Source organism: Sphingobacterium humi (assembly GCF_009768885.1).
Taxonomy (GTDB): Bacteria; Bacteroidota; Bacteroidia; order Sphingobacteriales; family Sphingobacteriaceae; genus Sphingobacterium; species Sphingobacterium humi.
In genome coordinates, this window is the sequence record NZ_WSQA01000001.1 from 583,956 (window position 1) to 599,928 (window position 15,973).

The window sequence follows — 15,973 nt, forward strand, 5'->3', positions numbered from 1 at the left end:
AAAACACGTAATATGGCCAATAAGCAAAAGATTCTAGTGGTTGATGATGAGTCGGACATCGTAGAATTAATATCTTATAATTTAACCAAAGAAGGATACCAAGTATTTACAGCTTCTAACGGAAAAGAAGCCATCAAAGTTGCTAAGGAAGTATACCCTGATCTTATTATCCTCGATGTGATGATGCCAGAAATGGATGGCATTGAAGCTTGTCGTTTGATGCGTTCCATGCCTGAATTCAAGCAAACCTTTATGGTATTCTTAACCGCACGTAGCGAAGAGTATTCTGAAATTGCAGGATTTCACGTAGGGGCCGACGATTACATTGCCAAGCCCATTAAGCCAAGAGCTTTGATGAGCCGCATTAACGCCATCTTGCGCAGAAACACCACTGAGGCCTTAGACGATCAATCGACCGATAAGCTGGAAATTGCAGACTTGATTATTGATCGAGATTCTTTCTTGGTATACCGGGGTGAGGAAAAGTTTGTGCTGGCTAAAAAAGAGTTCGAACTGCTCTACCTCCTGGCCTCCAAACCCAACAAAGTATTTACCCGCGAGCAAATCCTCAAAGCCATTTGGGAAGACTCGGTAGTTGTTACAAACCGGACCATCGACGTGCATATCCGGAAGCTCCGTGAAAAGATCGGAGACAGCTATGTGACCACCGTAAAAGGGGTCGGCTATAAATTTGAATTAAATTAATAATAATTTAAAATATAAAAAACCAGACTTGGTCTGGTTTTTGTTTTTTATACGCAATCAATCGATTGCATAGGTCGATTTTATACCTATATTTAAAAATATTAATAATTCAAACTTAAATTAAACGAGAAAAAGTATGTGTGGAATCGTCGGATACACCGGAACCCGTCAGGCATATCCTATTGTCATTGACGGACTAAAAAAATTAGAATACCGCGGTTACGATAGTGCCGGAGTGGCACTGCAACAGGGAGACCATCTCCAGGTTTACAAAAAAGAAGGAAAGGTCGCTGCCTTAGAAGAGTTTGTCGGCAACCAATCTACCGCAGGAACAACAGGAATAGGCCATACACGCTGGGCAACACATGGCGAACCCTCAGACCGAAATGCCCACCCCCATGTATCCAAATCTGGCAATTTGGCGATGATCCACAACGGAATCATCGAGAACTATGCCTCCCTAAAGAATGAACTCCTCAAAGAAGGCTATAGCTTTCAAAGTGATACCGACTCGGAAGTATTACTGAACTTTATTGAAGACATTAAATTAAACAACAACTGCAGCCTAGAAGAGGCTATACGCATCGCTTTAAAACGAGTTACGGGTGCCTACGTAATCTTGATTGTGGATGCCGCCCAACCCGACACCATCATCGCCGCCCGAAAAGGCAGCCCCTTGGTGATTGGTATTGGCAACAACGAGCATTTTCTAGGTTCCGATGCCTCTCCGATGCTGGCCTACACCAAAGAAGTGGTGTATATCAACGATTATGAATTGGCCATCGTGAAACCCGATGAACTGATTTTGAAAAACTTGGGGAACGAAACGATAACCCCTTTCGTGCAAAAACTGGACATGGAATTGGCAGCCATAGAAAAAGGGGGCTTCGATCATTTTATGTTGAAAGAGATCTTCGAACAACCCATTACCATCGCCGACTCCCTACGCGGACGTTTAGTGATTCCCGAATCGAAGATTATCCTCAGTGGGGTCGATGCCATCCAAGATAAACTCATGCAGGCCCGCCGCATTATTATTGTGGCCTGTGGCACCAGTTGGCATGCCGGTTTGGTTGCCGAATATATTATTGAAGAGCTATGCCGCGTGAATGTAGAGGTGGAGTATGCCTCTGAATTCCGCTACAGAAACCCGATTATATCGGAAGACGATGTGATTATCGCGATTTCCCAAAGTGGGGAAACAGCAGATACCTTAGTGGCCTTAGAGCGTGCAAAAGCACAGGGTGCTACTATTTTTGGCATTGTAAACGTGGTGGGTTCTTCCATTGCGCGCATTTCTCATGCCGGTTGTTATACGCATGCCGGTCCGGAAATTGGCGTGGCCAGCACCAAAGCCTATACGGCCCAGTTAGCCGTTTTGATGCTGTTTGCCTTAAAACTAGCCAAAGTGAAAGGCACAATTTCTGAAGAACGCTTCCAAGAACTGTCCAAAGAACTGCAAGAGGTACCTGAAAAAGTAGAATGGGTATTGAAGAATGAAGTCGATAATATCAAAGCGATCGCCTATAAATATAAAGATGCACACGATGTACTTTATTTAGGTCGTGGCTACAACTTCCCTACCGCCTTAGAAGGCGCCTTGAAGCTGAAAGAAATTTCCTATATCCATGCCGAAGGCTATCCGGCTGCCGAAATGAAACACGGCCCTATTGCTTTGGTTGATGATACCCTACCGGTGGTATTTGTTGCCAGCAAGGATGCCTACCATGAAAAAATAATCAGCAATATGCAGGAAATAAAAGCCCGCAAAGGAAAGGTAATTGCCGTGGTTTCCCAAGGTGATGACATGACCCAAAGTATTGCCGACGACATCATGCAAGTGCCGGCCATCGACGAGGTCATCGCACCAATTCTAACGGTAGTGCCTTTACAGTTGCTATCCTATTACATCGGTGTGTATCGGGGCTTAGACGTGGATAAACCAAGAAACTTAGCCAAATCTGTAACGGTAGAATAAGAATAGCTTATGGGATATGTAAACAAAATCCCCTTAAACCGTATTGGGTATGATTTTATTCCTACCCAATACCTTAAGGAAGGGAGAGATGAATATTACCATCGCTTCCAACAACAGAAATCCGATAAGACCTACCGTAATCTTACCGCCGAGGAGATCCAGATCTTAGAAGCCAATGCCAATGAATCGACCAATTGGAACGATGTATTGGTGACCGATAAATTCCTGCCCCAGCAAATTAAGCGTTCCAAGTTTTTTGGCCTTATCCGCATTGGTGATATGGAGGAGGTATACCTGGAATACCGAGATATTCGCCTACCCTGTGGCATCTACAACTCGCATATCATCAGCAGTGATCTGGGCGATTGCATTGCCTTGCATCAGGTGCGCTATATGGCACATTTCATCATAGGCAACGAAGTCATCTTACTCAATGTCAGTGAAATGGAAACCAGTTCCAGTGCGAAGTTTGGCAATGGCATCCTGAAAGATGGCGACGCGGAATCTTCCCGCATCTACCTGGAGCTGTGCAACGAAAATGGCAACCGCAAGGTATTGCCATTTGATGGTATGCAGGCCGCCGACGTTTATCTGTGGACCCGCAACAGGCAGGATAAGCTGCTGCAAAGGCGTTTCTTTGAAATGACCAACAAACGCTTTACCAGCGAGCGTGGCTTCTACAGCGAAATTGGCGACCGAACGGTCATCAAAAACTCCCACACCATTAAAAATGTAAAAATCGGTTCCGATGCCTACATCAAAGGAGTGAACAAGCTGAAAAACCTCACCGTAAACTCCACCTCCACCGCCTATACCCAAATTGGGGAAGGCTGTGAATTGGTAAACGGCATTATTGGCTACGGCTGCCGCGTGTTCTATGGCGTGAAAGCGGTGCGTTTTATCCTTTCCTCCTACTCGCAGTTAAAATACGGCGCACGCCTGATCAACTCCTTTTTAGGCGACAATTCCACCATTTCCTGCTGTGAGGTATTGAACTCCTTGATTTTCCCGGCCCACGAGCAGCACCATAACAACTCCTTTTTATGTGCTTCCTTGGTGATGGGCCAATCGAATATGGCTGCCGGTGCTACCGTAGGCTCGAACCATAACTCGCGCGCTGCCGATGGCGAAATCATTGCAGGCCGGGGATTCTGGCCCGGACTCTGCGTGAGCCTGAAGCATAATTCCCGATTCGCCTCCTACACTTTAATCGTAAAGGGCGATTTCCCCAATGAACTTGATATCCGCATTCCATTTTCCTTGCTGAGCAACGATGTCAAAAACGATCAATTGGTTTTGATTCCGGGCTATTGGTTTATGTACAACATGTATGCGTTAATGCGTAACACCAATAAATTCATCAGCCGCGACAAGCGACAGTTCAAGAATCAATACTTCGAATACGACATCTTAGCACCAGACACGGTAAACGAGCTGTTTAACGCCCTTGCGGAAATGGAGACGGCTGTGGGTGCTTCGATAGATAAAAACGCCGCAGAGCCCGCTATTCAAGGCCGCAACTGGTTACAGGACAGCAATAGCCTTAACCTAGAAGTGCATCTGCCCAATACCGAGTTTTCCAAACGTAGGGTATTGTTATTAAAACCGCGAGAGTCCTACAAGCTTTTCAAAAAACTGATTCGCTACTATTCGGTATGTCAGGTTTTAGAGCTGCTGCCTAGGGATGCCTTCCACAGCAAGCTAATTCAACAGGCGCTGCCATCCGCGCAGCGTGCGTCTTTTGTGAATGTTGGTGGCCAATTGGTACCTGCCGACAAGCTAGAGGAACTCCTTTCCGATCTCCGTTCCGGCGCCATCGATTCTTGGGATGCCGTGCATGCCCGCTATCGCCATTGGAGCGAGGACTATTTAAGCGATAAGCTGACGCATGCCCTGCAATCCTTACAGGAAGTAACCGAACGCGATGCCCAAACCTGGGACATGGCCTTCTGGGACAACCTGCTGGACGAGGCCCTGCAAACCAAACAATGGATTTGCGAGGAAATTAGAAATACCCGCGAGAAAGATTATAAAAACCCATTCCGCGCCATGGTCTACAACAGCATGGAAGAAATGGAAGAAGTAGTCGGTAAGTTGGAGGACAATAGCTTCATTAACCAACAAACCCAAGAATTTGCAGACTTCAAAAACCGCGTCCAAGCTTTCCGACAGGAAATGGCCGTATAAGCATACTAAACGTTAATCAAAATAATCCCTGCCAACTTTGGCAGGGATTTTTCGTTTGTATAGGGAATATCGCCCCCTTCTCCTCAAATTCACACCCATAACATTACTTTGACGCAGCAAACTAGCAAGCGCCATAAAGCTCCTTTTCAACAGCCTATCATCCCCATCTCCAAAGGGGTTTGAAAGGGGTGAGAAAGGGTTGAGAAAGGGAAGTAAAAGGGATATAAAAAAGAAGTGCCCAGAAGGAGCCCTTTCCTAAATCAAAAGTTGGTATAAAATAACTCCTCATTAGCCATATGCCTTCTTATCCAAATTATACCAAACACAAAAAGCAGGGCTGAAAATATCAGCCCTGCTCTCATATCTCATATCTCAAATCTCACATCTAAGTTTATTTTCCATTTTCCTTCCGTAATACCGAGTTCTTATACCCGTATGCAAAGTAAACAGCCACACCGATGGCCATCCAGATGCCTAGACGTTCCCAGCTTTCGATAGGTAACCCGGCCATTAAGCCAACGCACACTAAAATACCTAAGATAGGGACAAGCGGTACCAAAGGTGTTTTGAAAGGACGCTCGATTTCTGGGTTGGTTTTACGAAGCACCAACACGCCGATACAAACTAAGGAGAAGGCAAACAAGGTACCGATACTCACCATATGGCCTAAATCGGAAACTGGAACAAATCCAGCGAAAATACTCACGAATACCATAAAGATAGCATTCGTTTTCCAAGGTGTTTGGCGCTTGCCGAGGTCGGAAAACAACTTCGGCAACAAACCATCTTTACTCATGGAGTAGAAAACACGACTTTGTCCTAATAACATCACCAAGATAACGGAGGTATACCCCGCAATAATGGTAATGATCATGGCGGTATTTAAGAAGTGATATCCTGTTTTTTCAAATGCCGTAGCCACGGGTTTGGCATCGCCCGAGAAGGCAGTGTATGGCGCTAAACCAGTCATCACATAGGCGAATAACACATAAAGGATGGTACAGATAATCAAGGATCCGATAATTCCGATAGGCATTCCTTTTTTCGGGTTCTTGGCTTCCTGCGCGGCCGTACTTACGGCATCAAAACCAATAAAGGCAAAGAAAACCACACCTGCAGCTTGTAAAATTCCCGACCAGCCATAATGGCCACGGTAATCACTACTCCAGAAATCCCAGAAGCTCATCTGTCCTTGTTTCACCATCTCCTCCCCTTCGTTTACCGGAATAAATGGTGTATGGTTTGCCGGATCGATAAATTGCCATCCCAACACAATGAAAAGGATAACAACGCTCACTTTAAGAATAACCAGGATATTATTTACTGCTGACGACTCTTGCGTTCCGCGCATTAACAGTAAGGAGAGTAAGCAGACAATAACAATGGCCGGCAGGTTGATAACCCCGCCTTCAAACGGCCCTGAAAGCAGCTGCGTGGGGACATGTATACCCACCATGAGCAGCAGTTCATTAAAATATTGCGACCAGCTTACCGCCACGGTCGCTGCCGCGAGGGCATATTCCAAGACCAAATCCCATCCGATGATCCAGGCCATAAACTCGCCCATGGTTGCATAGGAATACGTATAAGCACTTCCGGCAACCGGTATCATGGAGGCAAATTCAGCATAACACAAGCCGGCAAAAGCACAGCCTACCGCCGCAATAATAAAAGATAGCATAACCGCCGGACCGGCATGGTCGGCAGCAGCAATACCTGTTAAGGAGAAAAGTCCTGCACCAATAATAGCACCGATGCCTAAGGCAACTAAACCTGAGCTGGAGAGGGTTCGCTTAAGCGTGCCTTCGCCACTCTGCTCTGCTTCGGCGACTAACTTTGCAATAGATTTTTTATACCACATAATTCAGTTAAATGATTAATCCTATAAACCTACAAAAAAAATAAAAAAAACAGCCTATTTCCGCTTTTTTCAAGGCTGTAAACAGTAAAAATTTTAAATTAATTGGTAAAAAATAAAATAAAATATCAAAAAAATCAAAGAGAAGACCGCAATCCAAATTATATTCTAATTTTATTCATATTCGCCATATTTTATAGATAGAAAAGAGAGCCTTTCAAAATGGTTTACTAGTTACTGCAAGCACTGTTTTTCGCCTAAAAGGTTTTATGTAACAGACTCAATTAGAATAATATCACACCTATAGGTTAAAAATAGGGTTGAAAATAAAGAATGAAGCAAATGCAGCTACAAAGAAGAAATATATAGCTACAAATCAAACATTTAGTTACTTAACCCCTTGATAGGTAGGAAAAACCAATAATTATTGCTACCTTTGCACCGCCTTAGGCAATTGTGCCTATTGTATATTTTATTTCATGAACCCATTTTTAGAACTGGGGATCCGTCATGATATTGTTAATGCCATCACTGAGTTAGGTTTCGAAAAACCTTCTCCCATCCAGGAAAAAGCCATTCCTGTATTACTGACTGGTAACGACGATTTTGTCGGATTAGCCCAAACAGGTACAGGGAAGACAGCGGCATTTGGTCTTCCTCTTTTAGAACAACTAGATTTTTCGTTCAACCAACCCCAAGCATTGGTCTTATGTCCAACGCGTGAGCTTTGTTTGCAAATTGCGAAAGACTTAGAAAAATTTGCCAAATTTATGGACAATGTTCACGTCGTAGCCGTTTATGGTGGTGCGAACATTGGTGACCAGTTGCGTCAGATCCGTCGTGGTGTACAGATCGTCGTTGCAACTCCAGGTCGTATGCTAGACATTATCGGACGTAACGCCATCGATTTTTCCAACGTAAAATACGTGGTTCTGGATGAAGCTGATGAAATGTTGAACATGGGCTTCCAAGAAGACATCAACAACATCTTATCGGAAACTCCGGAGGATAAAAAAACTTGGTTGTTCTCTGCGACTATGCCGAAAGAGGTACGTCGTATTGCACAAAACTACATGACCGACCCTTTTGAGTTGACTGTAGGCACAAAGAACACCGGAAATGCAAACATCGAGCATAACTATTACTTGATTAAAGCAAAAGATAAATACGCGGCCTTCAAACGCATCGTAGATTTTTATCCAGAGATTTTCGGTATTGTTTTCTGCCGTACAAAAATTGAGACCCAAGAAATTGCGGAAGCCTTAATTAAAGACGGTTACAATGCAGATTCACTGCACGGCGATTTATCGCAACAACAACGTGATAAAGTGATGAAACGCTATCGCGAACGCAACTTGCAATTATTAATTGCTACGGACGTTGCTGCCCGCGGTATCGATGTTAACGACGTAACACACGTTATTAACTACTCCCTTCCTGATGAAGTAGAAAACTATACCCACCGCTCTGGCCGTACAGCCCGTGCCGGAAAAACAGGGATCTCTATTTCCTTAGTGAATGTGAAAGAAATGAGCAAGATTCGCCATATCGAAAAGATTATTGGTAAATCTTTCGAGCGCAAACAAGTTCCTCAAGGTACGGAAGTATGTGAGAAACAATTGTTTGCCATGGTCGATAAAGTACATAACGTTGAAGTTCAGGAAGAGCAAATCAACGCTTTCTTACCTCAAATCTTAGAAAGCTTACAAGATTTAACGAAAGAAGAAGTGGTAAAACGCTTTGCTTCCCTAGAATTCAACCGTTTCTTAGACTACTACAAAGAAGCTCCAGATTTGAATATCGAGGCGCGTGATGCCAGAGGCGATCGCGACCGCGACAGAGAACCTGGCCGTCGTTCTAGCAAAGGATTTACACGTTTGTTTATCAACTTAGGTTCGGTAGACGAGTTCAACCGCGGCGATATGTTAGGCTTCATCTGCAACAAGAGTAAGATTTCCGGTAAATCAATCGGTAAAATCGACTTGAAAGGTGTATTCACCTTCTTCGAAGTGGAAGATGCAGAAGTAGAAAAAGTATTCCAAGGCTTTAAAAGCGTTGAATTCAACGGTAGAGCTGTACGTATTGAAGTTTCTGGAGATGGAAGATCATCTGACCGTGGTTCTAACGGACGTGGTCGTGGTAGATCTTCGGACAGAGAAAGAGGCGACAGAAATGGCTCTAGCCGCAACGGAAGAAGAGATCGTGATCGCTCGAACGGCGGTTTCCGTGACTTCTCTGGCAAACGCAAAGAGTCTAGAAGCAGATATTAATCGCTTTCTATATCGAATAAAAAAGCCCTCGAATTTAGTTTCGAGGGCTTTTCTTTTTTAAAATAATTGGATAAGCAATTTGTTATTGACTGGTCGAAAGGCGCCACAGCTTAGGCCCTAAACCTGCGTCGCAACTGATCTCTTCGGGAACGACGTAAGCGAGAGCCCCGAACCGGATAATGCCGCTTTTTGGTGATGTTATTGAACACTAAGGCCACAACAAACAAGATGAAAGCACCCGTAAACACTGGCGATAGCACATAGGCATAGCCCATACTGGCGATTTTAGTACCCGAGCTCACGGCAATCAATGCGGTTGCTCCTCCCGGAGGGTGTAAGGTTTTGGTGACCTGCATGAGCACAATAGAGGACGCAACAGCCAATGGTGCTGTCAACCAAAGCACATCCGGTAGCAACTTCCCCACCGTCACCCCGACAATGGCCGACACCACATGACCACCAATAAGATTGCGTGGCTGCGCTAAAGGGCTCTGGATAGCGCCATAAACTAAAACAGCAGAGGCTCCAAAGGAGCCTATCAGGAAAATATTTTCAAGTGCCGGAAGCTGCAAGGATTGCAAATAGGCGATGAGACCAATGCCAACAAAGGCGCCAACAAAAGACCAGATATGCTCGCGCACATCAACCAGGGTCTCCTTATACATGACGTAACGGTAAACCCGGTACTGCCTATTGATGGAATGTTTAAGCTTTCGAACCAAGGTTAGCCTAAATTGCGTTGTCTGATGGCCTCATAGATAACTACCGCAGCAGATACGGACACATTTAAGGAGCCGATCTCACCGAACATAGGAATCTTGGCCAACTTATCTGAAATACGGATCAGGTCATCGGAAACTCCGACATCTTCCGCTCCCATAACCACACAGCTAGGACCTGTATAATCGACATCGTAAATGGATTCTTTAGTTTTCTCGGTACTGACTACCAGCTGCACGCCTGACTCCATCAGGAATTTCGCGGTTTTACTTAAGGAATCCTGACGACATACTGGAATCTTGAATAAAGCACCAGCAGAGGTCTTGATGGCGTCTGGATTAATCTCCGCCGAGCCTTTCTTAGGAACAATAATCGCATGTACACCAGCACATTCTGCCGTACGGGCAATAGCACCCATATTACGCACATCCGTTACCCCATCCAGCATCAGCAATAAAGGGGTCTCCCCTTTCTCAAAAATAACCGGTAATAAATCTTCGATATTCTGGTAAATAATCGGCGAAATCACAGCAATAACTCCCTGATGGTTCTTCCGCGTAATGCGATTCAACTTCTCGATCGGCACTTGCTGATATGCAATCTGATGGTCTTTTATCAATGCTTTAAATTCCGCAAACAAAGTGCCCGATAAGCCACGTTGCACAAATAAGGATTCTATCTCCCGACCACTCTCAATGGCTTCCATAACAGCACGGATACCAAATACCATCTGGTTGGTTTCCCGTTTCTCAGGTCTTTCTCTACGTTGAAAATTTTGCATGTAAAGTATATTTAATAAAAGTACCTCTCTTCTGCATGAGGCAGAAAAGAATGTACAAAAGTAGAAAACTAATTGCTTAACTAAGGCCTAAATCGAAGGTTTTTCGTAATTCCTCTAAAAGGGGGTTCTTGGCAACCATGGCCTGATACTTTTCTTGGGAGGTGTAAGGCTTGCGCTCCTTGGTTTTTTCCACCATCATGACTTCCATATCCAAAGCAAAGTTGCGCAGCTCTACACGCAGGAAGTTTAAGATATCAATCTTCCCGAGCTTCAGCTGATCGATCTGCACGGCGTTCTCCACCTCTACCTCAATCAAGGTGCCATTTAGGCGGGGCGTATTGCTCGTCATCAGCGTAAATAAGGTAATCTTGTGCTCCGCCTTCAGCTTTTCAGCAAGGATATTCCACTTGCTTAAGAAGCTGTTCTGCGTCACTTCAAAGAACTCATTACCCTGAACAAGCTCCTCCTCTTCGGAGTCTCCCTTTTTCTTCTCCTCAAAGATGGTATTCAAGTTAGGCAGGGAATTAACCGGTTTAAAGCTACCCCAACCTTTAAATGCAGGCTTAGCATCCGACGATGCGCCACTTGCTCCTGCTCCTGCTGCAGACGACCCTGAACCCATTGCTGTAGAACCTGAACCCATTGCTAAAGAACTTGGACTTGCTGCCGAGGAAGTCGAACCTTGCTGCCCGGCATAAGGATTAGCAGGATTCCCCGAACCCGCTGGGATTTCCTTCGAAGGGGTCTCCGTGGTCGCGATAGGCTTGCTTACAGGCTGGCTGAATCCAGCAGTAGCATGAGGAAGATTTGTGGTTGTGGTTTTAGCTGGACTCCCAGCATTTAGCCCCCCAGACTCAGGGAGTTTTTTTTTTAGTTCAGCTTGCGCTGGTATCCCGTTTTGGGCTAATTGGATGGCACTTGCTATGTGACACATTTTCAGTAAGCTAAGCTCTACTTGCAAGCGTTGGTTCTTACTACTTCGGTAAGAGATCTCACATTGATTGGCAATATTTAAAGCCGAAAGCAATAAGCCGCTAGACAATTGCTGCGCCTGTTCCAAATAACGTTTCTTGACATTCTCACTTACCTCCAACAACTTGAGCGTTGCTGGATCCTTCGTAACTAATAAGTTCCGGACGTGATTGGAAAGTCCTGCTATAAAATGTCCGCCATCGAATCCTTTGTTTAAGATAGAATCAAAAATCAAGAGGGCTTGCGAAGCATCCTGCTTTGCAATAGCATCCAATAGCTGGAAGTAATAGTCGTAATCTAAGATATTGAGGTTGTCGATGACAGCCTTGTAGGTCAGGTTCTTGTTGGAGAAGCTGACAATCTGATCAAACATGGATAGTGCATCACGAAGACCACCATCGGCCTTTTGCGCAATCACATGGAGACCATCCATTTCAAAGGTAATCTCCTCCTTATTGGCGATATTTGCTAAGTGATTAGCCATATCCTCTACCTTAATGCGATTAAAGTCGAATATCTGACAACGTGAGAGTATCGTTGGAAGAATCTTGTGCTTCTCAGTCGTCGCTAAGATAAAGATAGCATAGGAAGGTGGTTCCTCTAAGGTCTTCAGGAAGGCATTAAAAGCCTGTTGTGAGAGCATATGCACCTCATCGATGATGTATATTTTATACTTCCCTGTTTGAGGTGGAATCCGCACCTGATCTATTAAGGATCGGATATCATCTACGGAGTTATTGGATGCTGCATCGAGCTCATGGATACTGAAGGAGTTTCCATTCTGGAAAGATTTACAGCTATCACAGGAGCCACAGGCTTCATTCTCTACCGTAATCTGCTCACAGTTTATTGTTTTGGCCAGAATACGTGCGCAAGTCGTTTTCCCCACACCACGAGGACCGCAGAATAAGAATGCCTGTGCAAGTTGGTTATTGCGAATAGCATTCTTTAAAGTCCCTGTAATGTGTTGCTGACCTACTACCGAGTCAAAAGTAACCGGTCTGTATTTTCGGGCAGAAACAATAAAATTATCCATGTGCGAAGATAATCATTTTTCATAGTTTAGGCAACAAGAGGCCCTAGTAGATCGATAAAAAAAGAGCTGACGCACTTGCCAGCTCCTCTTGAGAATAATTAAGAATAGGAAAAAATATAAGTTAACCTTCTTTGGGCTCCGTATAAACCGTTTTCCACAAGACTGCACCAATGATAGCACCGACGATAGGTGCGGCAAAGAACAGCCATAGCTGCGACAACGCTTGTCCGCCTGCAAAGAGTGCAGGGCCAAAGCTACGTGCTGGGTTTACGGAAGTTCCTGTGATAGGAATCGCAAAAAGGTGTATTAATACTAAGGTAAAACCGATGGCTAATCCGGCCATGGTCGCATTTCCCACTTTGGAGGTAGTAGCCAAAATGACAAATAAGAATAAGGCTGTCAATACGGCTTCGGTGATGAAGGCGGAGGTCATGCTGTATTCATTTTGATAGCCGTCTCCCCAGCCGTTAGAACCGAATGCCCACTCGCCTGCTGTAAATCCGGCAAGCTGTCCGCTTAGCACGGTTTTAAGCACAAAGGCAGCAATGACAGCACCGATTAACTGTGCAACGATGTAAACAATCGCATCTTTAAAGGATATTTTTCCGGCAACTAGCACCCCGATAGTCACCGCCGGGTTGATGTGGCAGCCCGATATGCCTCCAATGGCATAGGCAAAGACGACAACCGAAAACCCAAAAGCCAATGCGATCCCCAATAACCCCAATCCTGATGTTTGGGCTAAGGTATCTGCCCCAGCGACGGCGGCAGCACCGCATCCAAACAACACCAAACCAAATGTTCCAATCAGTTCGGCGATAAATTTTGAAGAGATTTTTGTTTCCATAATTTATATTTTTACAACAAGTTAATAATTTTCTGAATAATTACACTAAAAAGTTCAGAAAATCATCACTTGAAAACTGAAATATGAAGGGAAGTTTATTGAGCTGGAAAGTCTTAAAAAACAAAAGAGGCCGCTGGGGGAAACGACCTCTTTTTACCTAATAACCTTTTAAATCACCAAACAATTTATTGAAACAAATTACTTGACTCAAAGGTATCGCTATACTGTAAAGTTATGATTAAGCAAAAATTAATAAATCAAAAAGATTAACGAGACTTTGCCGTGGCTATAATTTGCAACACTTCATCTACGGTTGTTTTTGCGGCATCCTTCATTTTTTGCACACCTTGATAATCGGCATCCAGGGTTACTGTCTTCGATTTCTCCTTATAGTTGAAGGTCAATTTGTAGCGTGGCACTTTGGCCTGGCTTGTACGACTCTCCGGAGCGGTTGTCATGTCATTATCCACGTTCCAGAATCCGATTTCTTGGGCTTTGCGGTGCAAATACAATAAATCATCGTTGCGCAGCTTCAAGGTATCTTGAATTAAATCGCCACTTTTCGTCAGGTATTGATAATGATGGGTTTTGGAATTATACTGATTCAGCATGGAATCTGGGAAACCATAGCTTAATTCAATGGATTCGAAATCTGTAAAACGAAAAGGCGCATTTTTAATCATTGCCGAATAGTAATAAACGCAATAAATAATAAAGGGAACAATGATACAAAGGCCTAGAAAAATCCGTTTTGTTCTATCTTGCATGGTAAATTCTTAAAATGTGCACAAAAGTAAAGATTTATGTGCATTAAAGCCACCTTTATTTCCATTATGAGATAGCGATTACCAAAGAAGCCGGGCAGGGCACTTAATTTAGCCGGTTGGTGTTCCGCAGCGCGTGAAGTATTTGGCATACCAGGAATCACTCAGGTTGGAGATGATGACTCCCTTTCGGGTGGATACATGGACGAATTTGCCATTATGCAGGTAGATCCCCACATGATCGATATTACGCCCACCAAAGGAAAAGAACACGAGATCGCCTTCCTTCAATTGCTTGTCATATTTGCGTTTTATCCGATCGGCCATATCGCGAGAAGTACGCGGCAGGTCTTTTCCGTACACCTTGCGGTAAAGCATACTGACAAAAGCCGAGCAGTCTACGCCACGCTTATCCAATCCGCCTAAGCGATGCGGCGTTCCCATCCATTCGTCAATCATGTAGTACAAGCTTTTATTGTCCAGGTCCTTTTCGCGAACACCCAGCAGGCTGGCATAATTCTCTAGTTTATTGCCATCATATTCCTTCCCTCTGGCATCAGAGGCATCCGAAATGGGTGCTTGTTTATTGGGCCTTGTGCCTCCACCATAAAGGGGGCCTTTGGCCGATTTCTTCTGAGCACCACAAGAACTTAAGAGCAGGGCAGATAATAATACGAGGATAGCGGCAAAATTAATTTTCATACGGAGCACATTTTCTTCAAAGTATCTGAAATCCAAGCTGTTTTCCAATTGATAGTTTTCCACAACTGTGATTAAAGCAGCTTGCAAGCCCGCAATATAGCCTTCTACAACGAGAAAATGGAGGCTTTCAGGTAAAAATCCCGTTAACTGGAATTCCCTGGGTATCGTATATTAAATGTCATAAGCGATGAATCTTTGGCATATTTTATTCATTTTTGCGTTAATTTACACGCTATGAATAAAACCAAGGGGGCAATTGCTGTGTTCATCGGGGCAGCAAGCTTTGGAATTCTTTCCACATTTGTCAAAAAGGCTTACGCGCAGGGTTTCAGCTTAGGCGAAGTCACCGGCATTCAGGCCTTCTTAGGGGCCGCATTTCTATGGATCTTATGGCTATTAATTTCCCGCAGCAAGTCGCAGCAAGCCTATCCGGCGCAAAGTCCGAAATGGAAAATCATCCTCAGTGGAATTAGCACCGGCACGGTCAGCATTCTCTATTACAAATGTGTGCAGATGGTGCCCGCCTCGTTGGCGATTGTTTTGCTGATGCAATACATCTGGATTGGTCAGCTTATCGAGTTTCTATTCTTTAAAGTTCGCCCAACCCGGCAACAAATCCTAGGGATTATTTTCATCTTAGGCGGCACTATATTGGCCACCGGTTTATTGGAGGAACCACTGACCTCCTTTTCCCTGATGGGCATTTTATTTGGCCTCTTGGCGGCAGCAGCCTATGCTATATTTATGATTGTGAATGGGCGTGTAGGCAACGACTATCCACCGGTGCAGAAAAGTGCCTATATGATTAGCGGGGCTTTCTTGTTAATCATGATCAGCCTGCAACCGTTCAGCCTATTTCAAGTCGATACTTTCCAAAAAATCTTACCCTATGGCCTGTTGTTAGCAGTTTTCGGAACGGTTATTCCACCTTTACTTTTTGCCTATGGCCTACCAAAAATCGGTTATTCGCTGGGTGCTGTACTCAGCGCAGTCGAACTCCCAGTGGCGGTCTGCATGTCCTACCTCATCCTGCAGGAACCCGTCTCTTGGTTAAAATGGTTAGGGGTATTGTTTATTCTACTGACGATTGTTTGGAAGAATATTCTGAAACAAAAATCCCCAAATTCCACTTATATTTAATAATTTGCGAGTT

The 15,973-nt window shown here is 44.4% G+C and carries 12 protein-coding genes; 5 read left to right on the forward strand and 7 right to left on the reverse strand.

Going from position 1 to position 15,973, the window contains the following annotated elements:
- Nucleotides 1–12: 12 nt before the first annotated feature.
- From GQF63_RS02195 to GQF63_RS02205, 3 genes are all read left to right on the forward strand, one after another.
- The gene (locus GQF63_RS02195) at nucleotides 13–705 is read left to right on the forward strand and encodes a response regulator transcription factor (protein ID WP_160367447.1); all 693 of its coding nucleotides are present in this window, start codon (nucleotides 13–15) and stop codon (nucleotides 703–705) included.
- A 136-nt stretch (nucleotides 706–841) separates the two neighbouring features.
- Entirely contained in the window at nucleotides 842–2,683 is a 1,842-nt protein-coding gene (gene glmS / locus GQF63_RS02200; protein ID WP_160367448.1) for a glutamine--fructose-6-phosphate transaminase (isomerizing), read from the forward strand.
- A 9-nt stretch (nucleotides 2,684–2,692) separates the two neighbouring features.
- On the forward strand, nucleotides 2,693–4,870 hold the full coding sequence (locus tag GQF63_RS02205) for a DUF4954 family protein (protein ID WP_160367449.1): 2,178 nt from the start codon (nucleotides 2,693–2,695) through the stop codon (nucleotides 4,868–4,870).
- A 391-nt stretch (nucleotides 4,871–5,261) separates the two neighbouring features.
- Here the strand turns inward: GQF63_RS02205 and GQF63_RS02210 are convergent, their stop codons facing one another.
- The gene (locus GQF63_RS02210; RefSeq protein WP_160367450.1) at nucleotides 5,262–6,731 is read right to left on the reverse strand and encodes an amino acid permease; all 1,470 of its coding nucleotides are present in this window, start codon (nucleotides 6,729–6,731) and stop codon (nucleotides 5,262–5,264) included.
- A 476-nt stretch (nucleotides 6,732–7,207) separates the two neighbouring features.
- Between GQF63_RS02210 and GQF63_RS02215 the strand changes: the two genes are divergently transcribed.
- Entirely contained in the window at nucleotides 7,208–8,998 is a 1,791-nt protein-coding gene (locus GQF63_RS02215) for a DEAD/DEAH box helicase (protein ID WP_160367451.1), read from the forward strand.
- Between the two features lie 110 nt (nucleotides 8,999–9,108).
- Here the strand turns inward: GQF63_RS02215 and GQF63_RS02220 are convergent, their stop codons facing one another.
- From GQF63_RS02220 to GQF63_RS02245, 6 genes are all read right to left on the reverse strand, one after another.
- On the reverse strand, nucleotides 9,109–9,663 hold the full coding sequence (locus tag GQF63_RS02220) for an HPP family protein (protein WP_160367452.1): 555 nt from the start codon (nucleotides 9,661–9,663) through the stop codon (nucleotides 9,109–9,111).
- Nucleotides 9,664–9,722: 59 nt separating this feature from the next.
- Nucleotides 9,723–10,499 carry a 23S rRNA (guanosine(2251)-2'-O)-methyltransferase RlmB gene (rlmB, locus tag GQF63_RS02225; protein WP_160367453.1) on the reverse strand — a complete coding sequence of 259 codons (777 nt, stop codon included), beginning with the start codon at nucleotides 10,497–10,499 and terminating at the stop codon, nucleotides 9,723–9,725.
- 76 nt (nucleotides 10,500–10,575) lie between these two features.
- Nucleotides 10,576–12,507 carry a DNA polymerase III subunit gamma/tau gene (locus tag GQF63_RS02230; protein ID WP_160367454.1) on the reverse strand — a complete coding sequence of 644 codons (1,932 nt, stop codon included), beginning with the start codon at nucleotides 12,505–12,507 and terminating at the stop codon, nucleotides 10,576–10,578.
- 121 nt (nucleotides 12,508–12,628) lie between these two features.
- Entirely contained in the window at nucleotides 12,629–13,354 is a 726-nt protein-coding gene (gene aqpZ / locus GQF63_RS02235) for an aquaporin Z (RefSeq protein WP_160367455.1), read from the reverse strand.
- Between the two features lie 266 nt (nucleotides 13,355–13,620).
- Nucleotides 13,621–14,121 carry a hypothetical protein gene (locus tag GQF63_RS02240; protein ID WP_246163224.1) on the reverse strand — a complete coding sequence of 167 codons (501 nt, stop codon included), beginning with the start codon at nucleotides 14,119–14,121 and terminating at the stop codon, nucleotides 13,621–13,623.
- Nucleotides 14,122–14,229: 108 nt separating this feature from the next.
- On the reverse strand, nucleotides 14,230–14,820 hold the full coding sequence (locus tag GQF63_RS02245; protein WP_160367456.1) for a C40 family peptidase: 591 nt from the start codon (nucleotides 14,818–14,820) through the stop codon (nucleotides 14,230–14,232).
- A gap of 234 nt (nucleotides 14,821–15,054) precedes the next feature.
- Between GQF63_RS02245 and GQF63_RS02250 the strand changes: the two genes are divergently transcribed.
- A complete protein-coding gene (locus GQF63_RS02250; protein ID WP_160367457.1) occupies nucleotides 15,055–15,960 on the forward strand; it encodes an EamA family transporter in 906 nt (301 codons plus the stop codon).
- Nucleotides 15,961–15,973 lie beyond the last annotated feature (13 nt).